Annotated in this window: 11 protein-coding genes; 4 read left to right on the forward strand and 7 right to left on the reverse strand. The window is 40.0% G+C overall.

What is annotated here, in order from left to right; genetic code table 11:
- Positions 1-16: 16 nt before the first annotated feature.
- The 5 genes from LNTAR_RS08770 to LNTAR_RS08790 form a co-directional block, all read right to left on the reverse strand.
- The gene (locus LNTAR_RS08770) at positions 17-1,300 is read right to left on the reverse strand and encodes an SGNH/GDSL hydrolase family protein (RefSeq protein WP_007278326.1); all 1,284 of its coding nucleotides are present in this window, start codon (positions 1,298-1,300) and stop codon (positions 17-19) included.
- Positions 1,301-1,511: 211 nt separating this feature from the next.
- Positions 1,512-2,999, reverse strand: coding sequence for a sulfatase family protein (locus tag LNTAR_RS08775; RefSeq protein ID WP_007278327.1), 1,488 nt, complete (start codon positions 2,997-2,999; stop codon positions 1,512-1,514).
- 262 nt (positions 3,000-3,261) lie between these two features.
- Positions 3,262-4,689, reverse strand: a complete 1,428-nt coding sequence (locus tag LNTAR_RS08780) for a sulfatase (protein WP_007278328.1) — start codon at positions 4,687-4,689, stop codon at positions 3,262-3,264.
- Between the two features lie 14 nt (positions 4,690-4,703).
- Positions 4,704-6,755: a thioredoxin domain-containing protein gene (locus LNTAR_RS08785; RefSeq protein ID WP_007278329.1), complete on the reverse strand. Its 2,052-nt coding sequence runs from the start codon at positions 6,753-6,755 to the stop codon at positions 4,704-4,706.
- Positions 6,756-6,761: 6 nt separating this feature from the next.
- Positions 6,762-8,159 (reverse strand): sulfatase-like hydrolase/transferase, encoded by a 1,398-nt coding sequence (locus LNTAR_RS08790; RefSeq protein WP_007278330.1) that lies wholly within the window; start codon positions 8,157-8,159, stop codon positions 6,762-6,764.
- Positions 8,160-8,307: 148 nt separating this feature from the next.
- Here LNTAR_RS08790 and LNTAR_RS08795 point away from each other — a divergent pair, with 148 nt between their 5' ends.
- Positions 8,308-10,275 carry a serine/threonine protein kinase gene (locus LNTAR_RS08795; protein ID WP_007278331.1) on the forward strand — a complete coding sequence of 656 codons (1,968 nt, stop codon included), beginning with the start codon at positions 8,308-8,310 and terminating at the stop codon, positions 10,273-10,275.
- A 4-nt stretch (positions 10,276-10,279) separates the two neighbouring features.
- Here LNTAR_RS08795 and LNTAR_RS08800 read toward each other — a convergent pair whose 3' ends face one another.
- Together LNTAR_RS08800 and LNTAR_RS08805 are read right to left on the reverse strand one after the other, a co-directional pair.
- Positions 10,280-10,879: an RNA polymerase sigma factor gene (locus tag LNTAR_RS08800; protein ID WP_007278332.1), complete on the reverse strand. Its 600-nt coding sequence runs from the start codon at positions 10,877-10,879 to the stop codon at positions 10,280-10,282.
- 245 nt (positions 10,880-11,124) lie between these two features.
- Entirely contained in the window at positions 11,125-12,570 is a 1,446-nt protein-coding gene (locus tag LNTAR_RS08805) for an ISNCY-like element ISLar6 family transposase (RefSeq protein WP_007278333.1), read from the reverse strand.
- 329 nt (positions 12,571-12,899) lie between these two features.
- Between LNTAR_RS08805 and LNTAR_RS08810 the strand changes: the two genes are divergently transcribed.
- The 3 genes from LNTAR_RS08810 to LNTAR_RS08820 all read left to right on the forward strand — a co-directional run bounded on the left by LNTAR_RS08810 (position 12,900) and on the right by LNTAR_RS08820 (position 17,208).
- On the forward strand, positions 12,900-14,765 hold the full coding sequence (locus LNTAR_RS08810) for a LamG-like jellyroll fold domain-containing protein (RefSeq protein WP_007278334.1): 1,866 nt from the start codon (positions 12,900-12,902) through the stop codon (positions 14,763-14,765).
- Between the two features lie 89 nt (positions 14,766-14,854).
- A complete protein-coding gene (locus LNTAR_RS25455) occupies positions 14,855-15,496 on the forward strand; it encodes a type II secretion system protein (protein ID WP_007278335.1) in 642 nt (213 codons plus the stop codon).
- A 65-nt stretch (positions 15,497-15,561) separates the two neighbouring features.
- Complete coding sequence (locus tag LNTAR_RS08820) at positions 15,562-17,208, forward strand: sulfatase (protein ID WP_007278336.1); 1,647 nt, start codon at positions 15,562-15,564, stop codon at positions 17,206-17,208.
- Positions 17,209-17,216: the final 8 nt, after the last annotated feature.

The following is a 17,216-nucleotide window of genomic DNA, read 5'->3' on the forward strand; positions in this document are numbered from 1 at the left end:
GGAAATGACTGAGTTTTTATTTTTTCGTCAATGAATAATGATGGACGTGAGTTTGATTCAAACTGTAAATTTTCTGGTGAAGACTCTCAAGCTCACGGAGTATTTTTTGCTTATTTTTTTGAGTTATGAGAAAGTTTGCGGCCTTCATTTTATGGTACTTATAAGACTGGGTATGTATTCGACTTTCCACGTGTTTGTCTAAAAAAGCTTTCACAGCTTCTTGATCATTGAGATCAATTGAGTTGTTTTTGTAGAGTCCACTGGTGTAAAAAGTGAAGGCGGCATCTCTCAATTGCAGTTGAAGTTGTCTTCTTTTTTCGTTTAGGCGTGAAACTTCCAAAGCTTGCTGATATTGCGGTGTGTTTTCTTCTAGAGCGAGGTTAACCCCGTCAGCTAAGTCAGAGGCTGAAAATGATGAGATGCTTCTCCCGTCGATACTTAAATTATACTCACCAGGAGTTAAATTTTTGATGATGAGAACTTCTTGATTGAGTTCTTCGGTAAAGGGCACAAGAGCTAGGGCTTTTGCGAAAGCGGGTGTTTGAGGAAAGGGCAGAGATTGAGCTTTGAGACTAAATGAGATCTTCTTTTCACTCAAAGCGAGTTTGCTCAGCGTAGCATTGATGGTGTTAAGAGCTTTGGACTTGTTTATATCCAAAGTAACTTTCGAAACATATTGTGGCAGCTTTTGTGATTTTAGAAATTCATAAGCCATAATAAAGTGCCCAAGTTCTTGTGTGGGATGTACCCTATCTTTACCCACGATAGTGTCGGTGGGATTCTGGGCTTGTACCTGGGCATTGATTTGTAGCATGGACTTATAGAAATCTACATAAGATAAGCTCATGAGTTTTACTGAGCTAAGAATGAATTGACGGCAGTCTGCTAGGGCATCGTTAACACCTATATAGTTATGTGTTGCACCCTGCATGGTTTGATCGTAAATTGATGGCGTGATGAGAATGACTTCACTCCCTAAATCTTGTAGATTCCGTATGATTTTGGGCATTTGTTGACGGTAGCGATCGAGAGCTTTTTGCTTTAACTCCATGGCTTTCGGGTCAGTTTTATTTTTTTCACCATAAAAATGTCTGCCCACATCATTCATGCCGAGCATGATGGTGGTGACTGTCGGCTGTGTAGTGGCTATATCCGTCGAAAAACGATTAAGTGTCCCACGACTCTGACCTCCACTTAAGCCCTTATTGATAACACGAATTTCTCTTTCGGGAAAACGGGTTAGGTAATACAAATAAATATAGGAATGGTAGGAGCCCGCATGAGTAATGCTATCTCCCACAAAGCACACACGGTCCTTGTGCTGAAACTGTTTAACAGCACTAGCATTTAGACCAAAAACTAGAAAAATAACGAGGCAGGAAAAAAGGCTTTCATTTTATAAGATCCATTACAATCATCGGGTTCAATTATGGCAATACAAATTTTAGTATCAGCAATAAAAGCGAAGATGATTAGAGGATGTTACAGCTGCTCGTTATTTTGTTGAAAGCTTAATAGCTCTGCTTTTTAAAGCGCTTATTTTCGTAAGCTTCCCAAGAGTGACTGGCTTTAGATTTTCCTACGTACTCGTATTCGTCGAAAATATCTGGATTCGATCCCATGCGTGGGTCATGAGTTGCTTTGAGTTGCTCGCTCAGTTGTTTCCAAAGCTTTTCTTTGATGGCGGCGTATTCCGGATTTTTTGCCAAATCCTTAATGCAGTCCGAATCTTGGTCAATGCGATAGAGTTCTTCTTGGGAGCGCTTGGCCATGGTCAAGTTATAGTACTTGTCATTGCCTTGTTCATTGAGCGCGAGGATGTTGTCTTTAGTCGGTGAGCTATCGATATTTGTGTAGCCCGTTTCAGGATTGCCTGAGGGGTAACGATCGGGAGCAAAGTTACGAATGTAAAGAAACTTTTCTGTACGAATGGCGCGGACGGGGTAGCCTTTGTCGCCTTCGCGACCGAGGTCGTGGTTTTCGCGACCGACGCAAACGAAGTTGCGTTCGGGGTTAATGTAGCCACTCTTATTGGCATGGAAGATGTCGAGGAAACTTTTGCCACTCATTTCTGCGGGGATCGCAATGCCTGCAGCATCGAGAAAAGTGGGGCCTAAGTCAATATTGCTGACAAAATCTTTTACTACTGCGCCGCCCTTGTGAATTTTGCCCCAGCGAGCAATCATTGGCAGGTTGATATCGTCATCATAGAGTTGTCCCTTGATGCGAGGGAAGGGGGCACCATTATCTGAAAAAGCGACAATTATCGTGTTATCCAATTCACCGATTTCTTCGAGGTGTTGAACAATGAGGCCAAGGTGATGATCGTACCAATTAATTTCCAAGGCATAGTCCAAGAGGTCGTTACGAACGATAGCATTATCAGGGTAGTACTTTGGGACTTTTACTGATTCAGGCTTAAGACCAGATTCGATACCTGAATTTTTGGTATATTTGCGATGGGGCTCTTTCGCACCATACCAGAAACAAAAGGGCTGGCCATCTTTTTTGGCTTTGATGAAATCTTTGAAGTTAGCCGCGTAGTCGGTGTTAGACATGGCTTTGGTAGGAGATTGACTGGTGATTTTATCCCAGGCTTGACCAGCGGGGTTGTGTTCACGAACATTATTGTAGCGTCCTGGTCCCCAGCCCTTGCCAGTATAGCCCACGTGATAACCATTCTCTGCGAGGATATCGGTATAAATTTTTATTTTGGCCGGCCATTGACTCCAGTGAATGGCGGCTTCCTGCATTTGCCAGAAATGACGGCCGCCCAGTGTTGATGCTCGTGAGGGTCCGCATTTGGGGTTGCTCACAAAAGCATTTTCAAAGAGGATGCCTTCCTTGGCCAAGCGATCGAGGTTGGGAGTCTTGACCCAAGTATCGCCAAAGCAGCCCGCATGGGACATATCATCGGCAATGGCAAATAAGATATTGGGGCGTTCTTTTGCTGAGCTCGAAAAAATGAATAAAGCAGTGATTAAAATAAATTTGTACATGGGCCAGTTACCTTTATTAAATATTAGATCTGGGTATGAGATACGTTTATAACCGTTCGTTATTACTCATCCTATACACTCTCTGTACAAAGTTTTCGCAAAAAAGCTAAAATCTTGCGCTGTAGTTGCGAGGGATTTTTTCTCAATTAGAGCAATAAATTATTGCTTCACTTATCCAAAAGATAATAAACCCATGAGAAAAATCATGCACTCTAATGTGTGTATTTTTTAAATGAACACGAAGAATGAATTTTATGTTTTGCTACGAAGATTTTTTCTTTTTGAGGAGTCGAGCTTTATCTGCGCCTTGGAGGCTCCAAGGTGCGATGTAGTCTTCGATGACCTGCTGTTCAGTTTGTGGCAAGTGTTTCTTGAGCTCAAGTTTTTGATTTTTGTACTCTGGATTTTGGGCGAGGTTTTTCCATTCATTTGGGTCGGTTTTGTGAAAGTAGAGTTCTTCGGTGCCATCATGGTAACGAGTGTAGCGCCAATCATCGGAGCGAACGCTATAGTTGCCCCTGCCCCAAGAACTAATCGTGGGGTAAAGTATTTTTTCTTCGACATTTTGTAATTGTGGAATGAGGCTGACGCCATCGACATATTTTGGCGTCTTGATATTTGCGAAGTCCGCAATTGTTTTGTAAATATTGATGAGTGAAACGGCCTGAGTACAATTGGCACTCATTAAATTTGAATTGGGACGGAGATCCTTGATGATAAAAGGAACTCGAGTGGATTCTTCCCATAGAGTGAATTTGCGGAAAGTATTTTTTTCTCCCATGTGGTAGCCATGATCTGACCAGAGGACAATGATGGTGTTATTGGCATACTCACTGTCTTCAAGAGCTTTGATTAGGCGGCCCACATTATAATCTGCCCAAGAAATGCAGGCTAAGTAGGCGCGACGCACATCTTCCCAGGCTTTGTCCTTTTTGAATTGGCGGTCATCGCGAGTTTTTAGAAAATCTTTGGCTTCTTTAGGAACATCTTTGAGGTCGTCATTAAGGATTTCTGGAGCAATGATCACTTCTGGCAGCGCATCAAAAAATGTCTTTGGCGCATTAAAGGGGAGGTGGGGTTTGACGATGCCCACAGCCAAGAAAAAAGGTTTGTCGTGCTTTTGGGATAAAATGTCTATGCCGTAATCGACGAACTGATGATCAAGGTGTTGCTCATAGGGTGATATGGTGGGTCGGAAGGATGACTTATGAGATTTGCCGACTTGGTAGCCAGATCCTTTTGCATAGAGTCTTTTAAAGTTTTTTGGCTCATAATAATCCGTCCATTCTCTAGAATCGTCCTTGGGGCCATGATGAATTTTTCCAGAGCCATAGGTCTTGTAGGAGTTTTCTTTAAGCAAGCGCGGGAGACTGGTGTATTTCTGATGTAAATCTTGGTGTATTTCGTGTTCGTAAAAGGGGTATAATCCCGAGTTAAAGGGTTCAATACCGTACAAGAGCGCATTTCTACTTGGGGAACAGCCAGGGGCGGAACAATGGGCATTGGTAAAGTTGACACCTTCTTTAGCCAAGCTATCCATATTAGGTGTTTGTGCCTGAGGGTGACCACCTAAAAAACCAGTCCAATCATTCATGTCGTCTATGGCAATAAAAAGAATATTAGGTGCTGATTGTGCACTAAGTGAACTAAGAAAGAAAGTACTAAAAAAAATGAGTGTTCTAAATTTCATAAATCGACCTTGGTTTATTTGGCTTCGCTGATTAATAAATTTTTAGCCATGCGTAATGAATACATTTCTGCGGCAAGTTCGCGAGCGGCCTTAATCATTGATGGGTAGGGGGTATCAGTAATACTCAAGAAGCCAATACGGTAATTTTCTCCATCTTTTCTCCCCGTGAGGGCCTGGTCGTATAATTGAAAGTAATGAGCACCCACAAAACGTGGGTCTAATAATGCATGTTTGAGGTAGACTTTAAATTGCTTGGCAGCCTGCTCCAAATTGGGAGATGTGCATAAACCTCCACCCCAGACACCTCTTTCATTGAGTGTTCCAAAGTGAAATTCACCAATGATTATCGGCTTATCCAGGTGTTTTGGTGATTTGATGATGAGAGGAGTGAAGTCGTAACAATTTATACTGATGACATCGGCAAATTTCCCAGAACTTTCAATAGCTAAATGGTTCTCTTTACGATGAATTCTGCTACCTAAATAGAGTTTTTTCGGCGCATGAATTTTCATGAGTTCCGCACAAGTAGAAAAGTATTTTTCCAGGTACCGTCGTCCTAAGTTCAATAAATCTTTTTGGAGATTTTTATTCGGTTTTACTTTGTCGACTTCCAGCTGATCCCAGTTGGTATATTGGCTATTCCAACTTTTGTTTAAATGATCAATAGATTGATATTTTTTTTGCAGTTGAGAGATGGCATCTAGATAAGTTTTTGTAGCTTTATTCGCCCCTAAAACTTTTGAACCAGTACTCAATGATTTAGAACCAAAATCCAATTCATTATCGATAAAAAACCCTAGACACCAAGGGTCGTTAGCTTCCTCTTTAAGCGTGATTAATTTTTCGGAAAGACTTTCGGGAAAGCTCGAGTGAAAGACATCTGGCAAGGCTTTGGGATCTTGGGAAAGTTTTTGACAGCGGTAGTGGACGGCCACAGTATAGGGCGTCTTTTTTAGGCCATAATAATCTTTTGTTGACCAGTTTCCAAAGGTGTTGAGGCCCCATGATTTAAAGCGTTTGTGAAGAATATGGCCATAGTCTTGCTGCCAGTTTTGTCCATATTTTTTCTCGATATTTAATAATCTTGGATTCCACTGATTGCGTTTTAAGCCTTGTTGGCGGTTTAAGTTTTGGGCATTTTTAAAAATTTTATTGAGTTTGGGTTCTTCAGTCACGGAAGAATTGTTGACTCCGGTTATACCAAAGGACCAAAATATGTAGCCCTCTGGATCGATGAACCACCATTTACCTTCATGCTTTTTTACATAAAAATGCCCTCTTGCTTTAAACTGAGGACCACTTAATAAGCCACCAAAGCGACTTAGGTTTTTATTGCCTGTGTGGAGTTTTAAATCCTCAGTTTCAGCTTGTTTCTGAATGCTTAAATGACTTTCTTTTAAGATTTTTTCAGGCCATTGACTTAAGGTGCTTTGACCAAAAATATCTGTGTAAGGACGGTTTTTTACAGCTAGCTCAGAATTCTCTAAGGGCACAAGATCAGTAGCTCCTCGGAATCCAGAGATTTCTAAGTTATGTTGACCAGAATTTGAGTAGGAATAGAGTGTGAGTTTGTCTATTTTGGATGAATCAATTTCACGCCATTTTAAACTGATACTACCATTGGGCAATGATTTTACAGCGCCATATAGCTCAGTGTAATTCGCGGGCCTAGAATCTGATTGAGGCATAAAAATGGCTAAAGTTTGTTTTTGTTGTGGCTCAATGAGCACACCGCCTAAAACTTTTTTCCGCCCTGCGGAGATCTCTCCTCTTATGAGGACGGGATCTAAACCGTGATTGTGAATATCAATGCAAAACCAAAGTTTTTGAGCCAAATCCCAAGTCTGATTTTTAGCGGGAAAAAAGTTGATAGGTAGTTGTTTTTGAGCTGATTTTTTGATCTGCCATAAAGCTTGCTTGTTCCTTGAGATTAGCTCAGTTTCTCCAGAGTGGACAATAGTTTTGTCCTCAAGATAAAGAGGGTTTTTATCTGTAAAAGGGCTGAGAGGGTTAGCGAATAAAAGCCCTGGGATGAGCCAGACTAGGATGAGCATAGTTTTTTTCATATGGGCTTACTTTTTTTGAGTACTGCTTTTCTTTCGAGCAGCCTTTTTTTGCCAAGCCTCCGTATGCAGGAGTCCCAAGAAAATAGGGTCCATTAATTCACTGTCCCATTGTTTACGAACTTTCTCAAGTTCTTTGACTCTTTCAGGGTGCACTGCGGCGATGTTATTTTCTTCACCAATATCTTTTGATAAATTATAGAGCTGTGGTGGGGCATCTTTATAGGGAATGACGAGCTTGAAATCACCTTGGCGAACGACGTAACGAGATTGATCGAATTTGCGAATGAAAATTTGTGCGTGAGGAGCCTGAGTTTTTTCTCCCGTAATAAAGGGGATTAAGTTGACGCCATCTAAAGGTTTGTCCGCATGAGTAGGAGATTGAGCTAAACTTGCGATGGTCGCAAAAATATCTAACGAACTTACGGGGTGATCATAAACTTGTTTGGCTTGTATGGCGGCAGGGTATTGCATGGCAAATGGAACTCGGAAGCCACCTTCCCAAACATCAGATTTTTGTCCTTTTAGGGGGAAGTTATCGGACTTATTTTTGTGTGATGGGCCACCATTATCAGAAAGAAAGAAAACGATGGTATTATCTGCGATATTCGTCTCTTTTAGGCTTTGCATCACTTGACTTACGCCATCATCAACAGCACTCACCATGGCGGCGTAAGTCTTGCGTTTTGGATCCTTGATATGAGGGAATCTGGCGAGATACTTTTCAGTAGCCTGGAGGGGTAAGTGGGGGGCGTTATAAGAAAGAAAAAGAAAAAAGGGTTTTTGGTGATTTCTTTTGATAAAGCTCACGGCTTCATCACTAAATTCTTCGGTGAGGTATTTCGTCGTTTTCACTGGAGTATCATTACGCGTAATCCAGCTTCTGTAGGAATCTAATTCATTTTTCACTTCTTCAGTATGTTGAATAACTAAATCTTCTGGCATGAAGCGATGACCACCCCCTAGATGGCCAAAAAATTCATCAAAGCCACGCTTGTTAGGGCGTAAACTAGGCTCTGCTCCTAAATGCCATTTCCCAATAATGCCACAGTGATAACCTACTTGAGTGAGTGATTCAGCTATGGTCATTTCACTTTTTGGTAGAGCAGAATTTGGGTCTGTGAGATTCCATTGGGGGTTTCGTTCAAAGCCAAAGCGCTGTTGATATCGCCCAGTGATAAAACCGGCGCGGCTTGGGCCACATACGGAATAAGAGGTGTAGCCATTAGTAAACTTGACGCCATTTTGTGCTATGGAATCTATACCTGGAGTCGGTATTTCGGTGCAACCATTAAAGCCGACGTCATTGTAGCCTAAGTCATCGGCCATAATGACGATGAGGTTGGGACGGCTAGCGCAGATGGCGTTGAGTGATATGAGAATAAATATTATGTAGGTGGCTTTCATCTTGTCTCCGAATTGATTTTATAAAAAGAATTCGGCGTTTTGGAATTAATGACAAGAAATGCTGAAATTATTTAATGGAACTTTAAATTATGGCAAAGAGGTGGTTTTGTAGAAGATCATTTTATAATTATAACTAGGAGCGATACTTTTGAATCAAAGTTCAAGCAATAAGCAAGCATTGCCAGAAGCTTGTTTTGATTCAAGTGACCGGATTTTATCACTCTTGGATATGGAAGAAAGTGACGAAGCCATTAGTGAAGAATTATCTGATCAGCCATACATAATTAAAGAAAAAATCGCTTCTGGGGGGCTCAAAAATATCTACCGAGCCTTTAATCAGCAGAGTGCTCGTGACGTGGCCTATGCCGTTTTGCTTGAGGATAAAGAATCGACAGAAAACTTTAGACGATTTAAGCGAGAAGCCAAAATGAGTGCCTTATTGGAGCACGCGAACATCATACCCGTTTATGATGTGCGTGTCGGTGATAAGCCTTATTTTACCATGAAGCTGGTCTTAGGGAAAAATTTGAGTGAATTGATTTTCACGGATCAGGTCGAACTCAGTTTAAATGAATCGCTGCGAATTTTTATTAAGATATGTGATGCGGTTTCATACGCGCATTCTCGGGGAATCATTCATTTGGATTTAAAACCTGATAATATAAAGATCGATGCCCATAAAGAAGTTCTGCTCCATGATTGGGGCTTAGCGAAACGCGTATTTATTCCAGATGGTGACCACAATGATTTGGCCATAGATGAAGTGGATTCAACAGATCAAATTTTAGGTACGCCATCGTACATGGCTCCAGAACAGTTTCGTCCTCATGATAAGCTCACTGACGAAAGAACCGATATTTATTCACTAGGGGGTATTCTCTACAGTTTATTAAGTCGTAAAACCCCCTTCCCACGCAATGACATCAACTTTGAGCGCAGAGCTTCCGCACCCTCAGAAGTCAGTTCGACAAATGCCATTCCAGCTAGTCTAGATGCCGTTTGTTTGAAAGCGATGGAACACGACCCAGAAAAGCGTTATCAATCAGCTGCGGAACTGGCAGATGAAGTCCAACGTTACCTAGATGGTTTTGCGACTAACGCAGAAAACGCAGGATTGGGAACCTTAATAAAACTCATTTTTAGGCGCCATAAGAAAGCCTGTGTGGCGATATCTTTCACAGTTACTTTGGTCGTGCTCATAGTTGCGGGTTTTATTAATAAATTACAAGAATCAAAAGCGGCGACTCTAGTGGCTTTCCAGGAGGCGCAAAAATCTCAGAAAGAAGCTGTAGAGGCGCTTATAAAAGCCGAGCAAAATTTCAAACTCTATGAGACAGAACGAGAAGAGCGCTTAACAATTTCTGAGTTGGCATCGAAGAATATTATTAATACGCCACTGACTTTTGATAAATGGCAATCTAAACGCTACAAGGAAAAATTAGATTTTGCCTTAAAAGCCACTCCGATGAATTTGAATGTGCATAAAAAACTTTTGGTGCTGCACATTTATAACGAAGAATTATTCAAGGCAATCGAGATCTATGATAAGCATGTTTCGAATACCAACTTCATAAAAACTGCGGCACCAATTTTAAAAAAATACGCAAAAGTGAAGGCACCCAAATCAGCGCTGCCCATTGCGGAATTCACAAGTATGCTTCACGAATTAAATAAAGTAGGACACCGGTGGCTGGCAAACGGCATGATGAGAACGAGAATGAGCTATTCCAAGTCATCGGAAGGACGAATTTACTTAATTAATGACGTTTTGAAGTCTTGTAATCCGATGCAAACAAATTGGGACTTTCAGTATAAGACTAACGATGGGCAGATTTTCACTTCGATAGATTTAAGTGATCATCATAATGTGGGAGCATTAACAGCATTTTCGGGCTCATTTATCGGTGAATTAAATCTTAGTGGTACAGGTACTTTTCATGCAAGTACACTTGGTTCGACTTATGTTAAAGAACTTATTATTACCGGGAAGAAAATCCAAAATCCGAAAGAACTTCAAAAAGTTCCTGGCCTCGAAATCGTGATCTTAAGGCAAGGGCAAATAACGCCTGCAGTCATGGAGCAGATACCGAGAATTCAATTTAGTTTTGTCGATTAGGACTCTAAGAAAATTTCTTTTCTAATCGTTTAATTTCTTTTTTCAGTGTATTGAGCACGCGGCGCTTGTAGACCGACACAGTGTTTTTCGGTAAGTCTAAAGTTTCGGCAATTTGCGAGAGCGGGAGGCCCTCTAATGACATATTAAAAACCTCTTGCAGATTAGTATTTAAATCATCTTTAATATTATGCCAAGCAGTGTTGGATAGGTAGAGCTCCCACTCTTTGTCGGCTAGAGCTTCGATTTCTGGCTGAGTATAAGCCTCGAGATCAACTTCTTGTTTTGTGATTTTAAAGAGGTTTTGTTTTGTGGACTCACTTTTTTGTTTTTGGATAAAACGCAATGCGGTATTGCGAGCAATTGTAGCGAGCCATCTTCTAAATTGGCCATTGTAACCACCATGCTCAAACTTTTCGACATTTTTCCAGACCTTTAGAAAAGTCGTTTGCATAATGTCGTGGCAATCTTCTTCACTAAAGTTCATTCGCTTAATAATGACAAAAACATAGCCACGATATAAATTTATAAACTCATCCCATGAATCTTCGTTATAGTCGGTCTGTAATTTTTGAATGAGAGTAATTCTCGTCAGATCTTCTTTCATGGCAGCCTTGGGATTGTTAGATAATGATCACACTAACTCTCGTACTTTATTTTCCATAATTCAATTGACTGAGAAGATGAATTTTTCATTATATTTATATTGTGCCTAAACCCTTGAGCTAGCTTGAGATTTGATTCAATCCCTATCTATAATTTTGCAGAAAATTCATTAATTTTGTCACAAATAACTTTCTCCTTGATTTCTTGTGTAAGATCAGAACCCCTAGCCTGATGCACTCCGACATTCTACGCAGCAACTTGAAGTTCGATTTGAGATAATAACTGGTAGAGTCTCTCCAAGTTGAACCCTATAGTGCTTATGAGCGTTTCCTGTCGAACTCTCTTTAAGCCACAAACGGTAAACCTCTCAAGATTGTGATAGTTCTTCATCTTTGAAATCCCCGCTTCAGAGATTGAGCGGATGTTTCTCGCCAGCTGATAGTTTTCACTTTCATAAATTTCTTCTCCCAGAAGCTTCTTGCCCTTTGAACCGCTGATACTGACTAATTCCACTCCCTGTTCTATGGCGTAATCCAAATTCGTTGCAGAGCTATATCCATCATCAACACTGACCATCATAGCGGATTCTCCAGTCATTTTTTTATTTTCCACAAGGCAATCTGCAAAGACTTTACTGTCACTGGTATTTCCAGATTCCAAAATGAAAGAAGTCAGAAAACCATTGGCACTAAAAGCAAAGTTTGGACGATAACCAAAAACTGTTTCACGACCGCCTTTTTTGATAAAGGCAGCGTCGTCATCACTCATACTGTAAATTTTTCTTGCCGTCTTGGCATCGTAGTCCTCAGGAGCCATCTTAAAGCGGTGCTCAACCATCAAAACTTTATCAATAAAGCGAGAAAAATCTTCATCAAGCATCGAGGACTTTATACTGCTACAGTGCTGTTTGATTTTAGGTAGAACCTTTTTCAGGCGTGTTATAAATTTTCGACACCTCGGCAAAAGTTCTTGTGTATAAGACTTATACCTCATTTTCTTGGCTCCTTTCTTCCCTTTAAACATCGAAATCACAAAATCCAATTTACTCATATCATCACAGTAATTCTGTAGACGTTTGAGAGGGATTCCTCTACGTTCAAGGCAAGGGAGCTTATCATGTACTTTCTGAATATTTTTCATAACTTTACAACTAAGGTTCTTCAGTAATGCACTATCAACCGGCCAGGACGAATCGGCTTTGATGGCTGTGGAATCAATGATTACTGCTGAGAAATCATCTAAGTCACATGCTTTGACACAGTTCAAAATAGCTTGATGAAAAAGTGTAAGGGTATGTTCAGAAAGTGCAGAAATCTGTTCATGAATCGTATTGCGTGAAGGGAACTTCCCGATGCCTAGGCGCCCGATAAATTGATGTAATGAACTGTTCTCACATAACATGCTATAGCCGCGTTCCCCGTAACAATTATTATAAAAGTGACGGGCTATGAACAAGGCAACCACTAATTCCGCTGGTGGATGCTTTTTGGTATTGCCATTTTTAAATTCGCGATTTTTAGTAGCGGCCCTATCCATACTCAACTGGAATTGATCACTCTCAATCGCTTTTCGGATCCCTTCAAATTCAGGAAGAAGTATGATTTCCCCCGCAATCTTCAGCGGACCGCTTAAAATTCCTGCCGTTTGTTGTAGTTCCCCGATGAAATATTCGGAAAAAAGAGTATCGTTCATGATGAATTCCGCCTGCTATTTGTTTTTGTAAAGAACTACAATATAGCATTTTAGGCGGAATTTTTTACAAATAAATACATTTTAAAGCTATTATTTATGAGCCTCTTGAATGAACTGTCGGAGTGCATCTAGCCTTTAAATCTCAAAGCTTTTTACAGGAGCTTTTTACAGGATTTATCATTTTTCTGTAAGTCATGAAATTGCAAAGTTAAAGTTTTTGTCTTGCGAAAATTTAGTGATTAAGGACAAACTTTGATCAAATATATAAGGCTAATAAGCTAAAGAAATCATTAACAAAATGAGTCAAGAATTACGACCAGGAGAATGCAGTGAAAATTCCAATCTTACTATTAATAGTATTTACTTCAAACTTAATAAAAGCCGAAGAAACTTGGCGTTTTCTACTTCTTGCAGATTGGCATAACGCAGAAAAATATACTCAATCAGCTAAAAATCCGTCTTGGTTGAAGCAAGCTATAGAAGAGGATGTGGCCGATATAAAAATGTTGAAAGATAATTATGGTGGAGAACTAATTCTTATGCCGGGAGATAGCAATGGTGGTCATTGGGATACTCCCAAATTCATCAAATCATTTAATCCACAGCTCTCGCCTAGTGAAGCGATTCTAGCAGCGGGTAAACTATGTTATGATGGCATGATAAGCTCATTTAAAAAAGGTGGATATTCTAAGTTAATTATGGCAGTAGGCGATCATGAAATGGGCGATAACCCATGGCCGGAAAATTCAGTTCTTTCACATTGTCAGCCGCAGTTTAGAGAAGCTTTTGCAAAATCATTTAACTATAAAGCTAATGGTGGGGACTTTCTATATAATAAACCAATAGGCAAAGTGCCTTCTCAGCCTTTAGGAACGCCATTCGAGGACACAGCATACGCATATCAGCATAAAAATGTCCTGTTTATAACACTTGATGCCTTTTACCAAGAAAGCCCCGACAAGCGTATATCAGATGAAGGTAGCGTAACAGGAACGATCACGGGGAAACAGTTGGAATGGATGGAAAAAGTATTGATTGAGGCGCGCAATGATTCATCAATTAAGCATATTTTTGTACAATCTCATCTTCCCGTAATTTATCCTGTTCGCAAAGTAAATAGTAGTGGGATGATGATGGACGATGGAATGGAAAGCATATTTTGGAAATTGCTTCGTACGTATGAAGTGGATATATATTTTGCGGGAGAAGTCCATGCAAATACAGTAAGTAAAGATCCTCATTCAAATGTGATTCAAGTAGTAAGCCGGGGGAATTTTTTTAATAATTTTCAGACTGTAGACATAAGTGATGATCAAATTAAAATCATTTGCTACAAGCAAAATGGCCCATCAGTTTCAGATAATAATTTTGAACAATCAGGTATATTGATGATCGATAAGACATCTAAAAAGCCCCAATTTACTCATTCAGGAGAACTCGCTTTTTTAGAACTCGATAAGCCCGTCTTTAGCTTTTCTTTTGAGAAGGACTTTCTCTACTCAGAGCGGCCTATTACAGGTTTAGAATTCAAAAAAAACCAAAAGCAATCACAGCGGGTACGTGGGGTGTATTGTGATCGTATAATCCCAAATAATGGTTCCTTTGCCAATAGCTATGACGCACTACATCACAAAGTTGAATTAGTTCCTGGTAAACATGGAACAGCGGGAAAATTTACTAAGAATACTATCATGACTAGCTATGGTATGGGGCCACTTGATAATGGTAAGCCCATCTCATATTCTGTTTGGATAAAGACTAGTTCTGAAGAAAATCAGCTCATTATAAATACTGGATCAATTTGGTCTAAGGCGCTTAAAGGTTTCATGAACCTGCATATCAATAATGGACTTCCCGAAGTCGTGATTTCTAAAGATCATTATTTAATGGCGCTTACAGAAAAAATTAACGATGGGAATTGGCATCATTTAGCAATAACTATGCCTAAAGAATCGTGTAGGCTATCAGAAGTTTTGATCTATGTCGATGGTGAAAAAGCTGTCACAAGAATCAAGAAAGGTAGTGATGTCAATTTAAGTTTTACTAAGTCAATGCGCCTTTCAATTGGTGGTCTTGGCTATACCAACAAGGCTTTCAATAAATTAAATGTCAAAGCATTCAAAGGCCTAGTTGACGAGGTGACTATATGGACGCGCTCAATTAGTGTCGAGGAAATTTCTCAATTGGCGAATTAATTTTTTTTTAACAATTTTTGTCACTAATAAATTTAGCTTGAATTCTTTGGGTATAAACAATTTATTTAATTAATTATAAGGTAGGTCAGATGATGAAATATAAAAAGTTTTCACTAATCGAATTATTGGTGGTCATAGCCATTATTGGCATTCTCACCAGTATACTTTTACCGGTCTTATCCAAAGGGCGGCAGAAAGCTTTTCAAGTAAGCTGTGCGAATAATATTCGTCAAATTGGCACTGCTGCCTTTATGTATAGTGAAGATTGGGAAGGCTTATTCCCTTTTGACTACAGTGGGGATTCATCGATAAAAGCCTTAACGAAAAATGGTTTCATGGAACCGTCTCTAGGAAATTGGGTGCCAGCAGCGGCGCAGTGTCCAATGGGGCTAGATGTGAGTGCAGATGGTTGGAAAAGCAATGTGGCCATGAATTGGAAATTTGACCCAAAGTCATCATTTAACACTGGATCAGACTTTTTTTTAAGTTCAGGGACAGGCTCGTCTGAACGCATGGTCTATATGGATAGTTACAATGCTTGGGATAATATTTATAAAGGATATTTTACTACAGATAAAATATTTCATTCGGATAAAAAAACTCGTATCGCACGACACCAAAATAAGGCGAATGTGTACTTCCAAGATGGACATTTAGCAGCGCTAAGCGGCGTCACATTACTAACTTTTGCATCGACTTACGATCAGAAGTTTTGGCGCAATGATTGGTAATAAGTTTTTGATTAAAACTTAAGAAAGAAATACTCAATTTTAAATACAAATAAAAAGATAAAGATATGATTTTTAAAAAAGATTTCAGAAAATTGCTCTACTTTGCTACGCTTGCTTTTAGCCTAAGTATTCAAAGTGCCACGGATAAGCCTTACAACGTACTGTTCATTATTGCAGATGACCTTAACGATTATGTCAATGGACTTGGTGGTCACCCACAATCAAAAACTCCTAATCTCGATAAATTTGCGAAGACTGGGGTGAGTTTCACAAATGCTTTTGCCAATGCGGGCTGGTGTGCTCCAAGTCGTGCTAGCCTACATACGGGTATAGCGCCATGGCACTCAGGCCTAGCCATGAAACGTGTTAGCAAGCACAAAGGGTTGAAAAATAATTTTACCCTTTCGGATTACTTTAAGAAAAACAACTATTATTCCATCGGCACGGGGAAGACAGAACATGGAGTTGAACACAAAAACTGGACGAAACACTATTACGGCCCCTTGTATGGACCTTTTTGGAAAAATGAAGATGATTCAGTAGGTGCTCACCCCAATGTGAAATCTCCCTTTGCTGATCGTGGTCGAGTGGATGGTTCTTTTGGGATTCTAGAAGCAGCTCCTGAAAAAGGTCTAGGTGAAAAAGCTCATTGGGTATCAGGTCCTGCAGAGGGATCCAAAATGGGCACAGTCTGGAGTAAAAATATTAATGCCAAAACAGAGTATGACCCCAAGAGGGGTTACATGACTCCCGATAAAGTTAATGCTGATTTAGTAAAGGGGTGGCTTGAAGGAAAAGGCGATGAATTAAAAGCTCCATTTTATCTTAATTTGGGTTTTGTACGCCCACATACACCCATGCATGCTGAGCAAAAACACTTTGACCATTTCCCAATTGAAGATGTTCAGTTGACGGTGGGACAATTGGAAACCATCAAACATTTTAAGCCATTGGACGACTACTCTAAGTTGGAGAAGCCTTATAAAAAAGTGCATGAACTCTATGCGAGCTACGGCGACCTGACGACCGCATTTAAATTATATAATCAAGCCTATTTAGCCAGTGTTCATGCAGCCGATGAAAATATAGGTCGTGTATTGGATGCATTAGAAAAAAGTAAATATAAAGACAATACAATTGTCATCATTACTTCAGATCACGGGTGGCACAATGGGGAGCACTTTCAGATCGGTAAAAACTCAACTTGGGAAGAGTCCTGCCGCATTCCTTTGCTCATTCGAGTGCCTGATCTCGCGAAAGCAGGAGCCAAATGTGAGGTTCCCGTATCATTAATTGATATCTATCCGACCTTGGTCGATTTATGTAAGTTAAAAGGGAAAACAGCCAAAAAGGGCGGACCATCTTTGTCGGGCCATAGTTTGAAACCCTTGCTAGTAAATCCAGAAAAAGCTGAGTGGACTGGTGATGATATTGCTGTCACCGCAATTATGAAACAGTGGTTTAGCGATAAACAACAACAGACGATGAGTGTTGAAGATATTGTTGAAAAATCACTGAAATACTCCATGAGATCAAAGCAATACCGTTTTGTCTATGTATCTCCGGAAGAGATGTATTTATACGACCTAATTAAAGATCCAATTGAAAAATATGATTTGGCACAAAAGCCGGAATATCAAGAAGTGATATCAAAGTTTAAATCCAAGCTAAAGAAAATGAAGGGTGGTAAATCCAACTTTGTTTCTATTTAGTTTTTGAT

The organism is Lentisphaera araneosa HTCC2155, from assembly GCF_000170755.1.
Classification (GTDB): Bacteria; Verrucomicrobiota; Lentisphaeria; order Lentisphaerales; family Lentisphaeraceae; genus Lentisphaera; species Lentisphaera araneosa.

What these genes read in the sequence shown, in the direction of transcription:
- LNTAR_RS08775 (WP_007278327.1), bottom strand. Translation starts at nt 2,999, where the DNA reads ATGTACAAATTTATTTTAATCACTGCTTTATTCATTTTTTCGAGCTCA.
- LNTAR_RS08780 (WP_007278328.1), bottom strand. Translation starts at nt 4,689, where the DNA reads ATGAAATTTAGAACACTCATTTTTTTTAGTACTTTCTTTCTTAGTTCA.
- LNTAR_RS08785 (WP_007278329.1), bottom strand. Translation starts at nt 6,755, where the DNA reads ATGAAAAAAACTATGCTCATCCTAGTCTGGCTCATCCCAGGGCTTTTA.
- LNTAR_RS08790 (WP_007278330.1), bottom strand. Translation starts at nt 8,159, where the DNA reads ATGAAAGCCACCTACATAATATTTATTCTCATATCACTCAACGCCATC.
- LNTAR_RS08800 (WP_007278332.1), bottom strand. Translation starts at nt 10,879, where the DNA reads ATGAAAGAAGATCTGACGAGAATTACTCTCATTCAAAAATTACAGACC.
- LNTAR_RS08805 (WP_007278333.1), bottom strand. Translation starts at nt 12,570, where the DNA reads ATGAACGATACTCTTTTTTCCGAATATTTCATCGGGGAACTACAACAA.
- LNTAR_RS25455 (WP_007278335.1), top strand. Translation starts at nt 14,855, where the DNA reads ATGATGAAATATAAAAAGTTTTCACTAATCGAATTATTGGTGGTCATA.
- LNTAR_RS08820 (WP_007278336.1), top strand. Translation starts at nt 15,562, where the DNA reads ATGATTTTTAAAAAAGATTTCAGAAAATTGCTCTACTTTGCTACGCTT.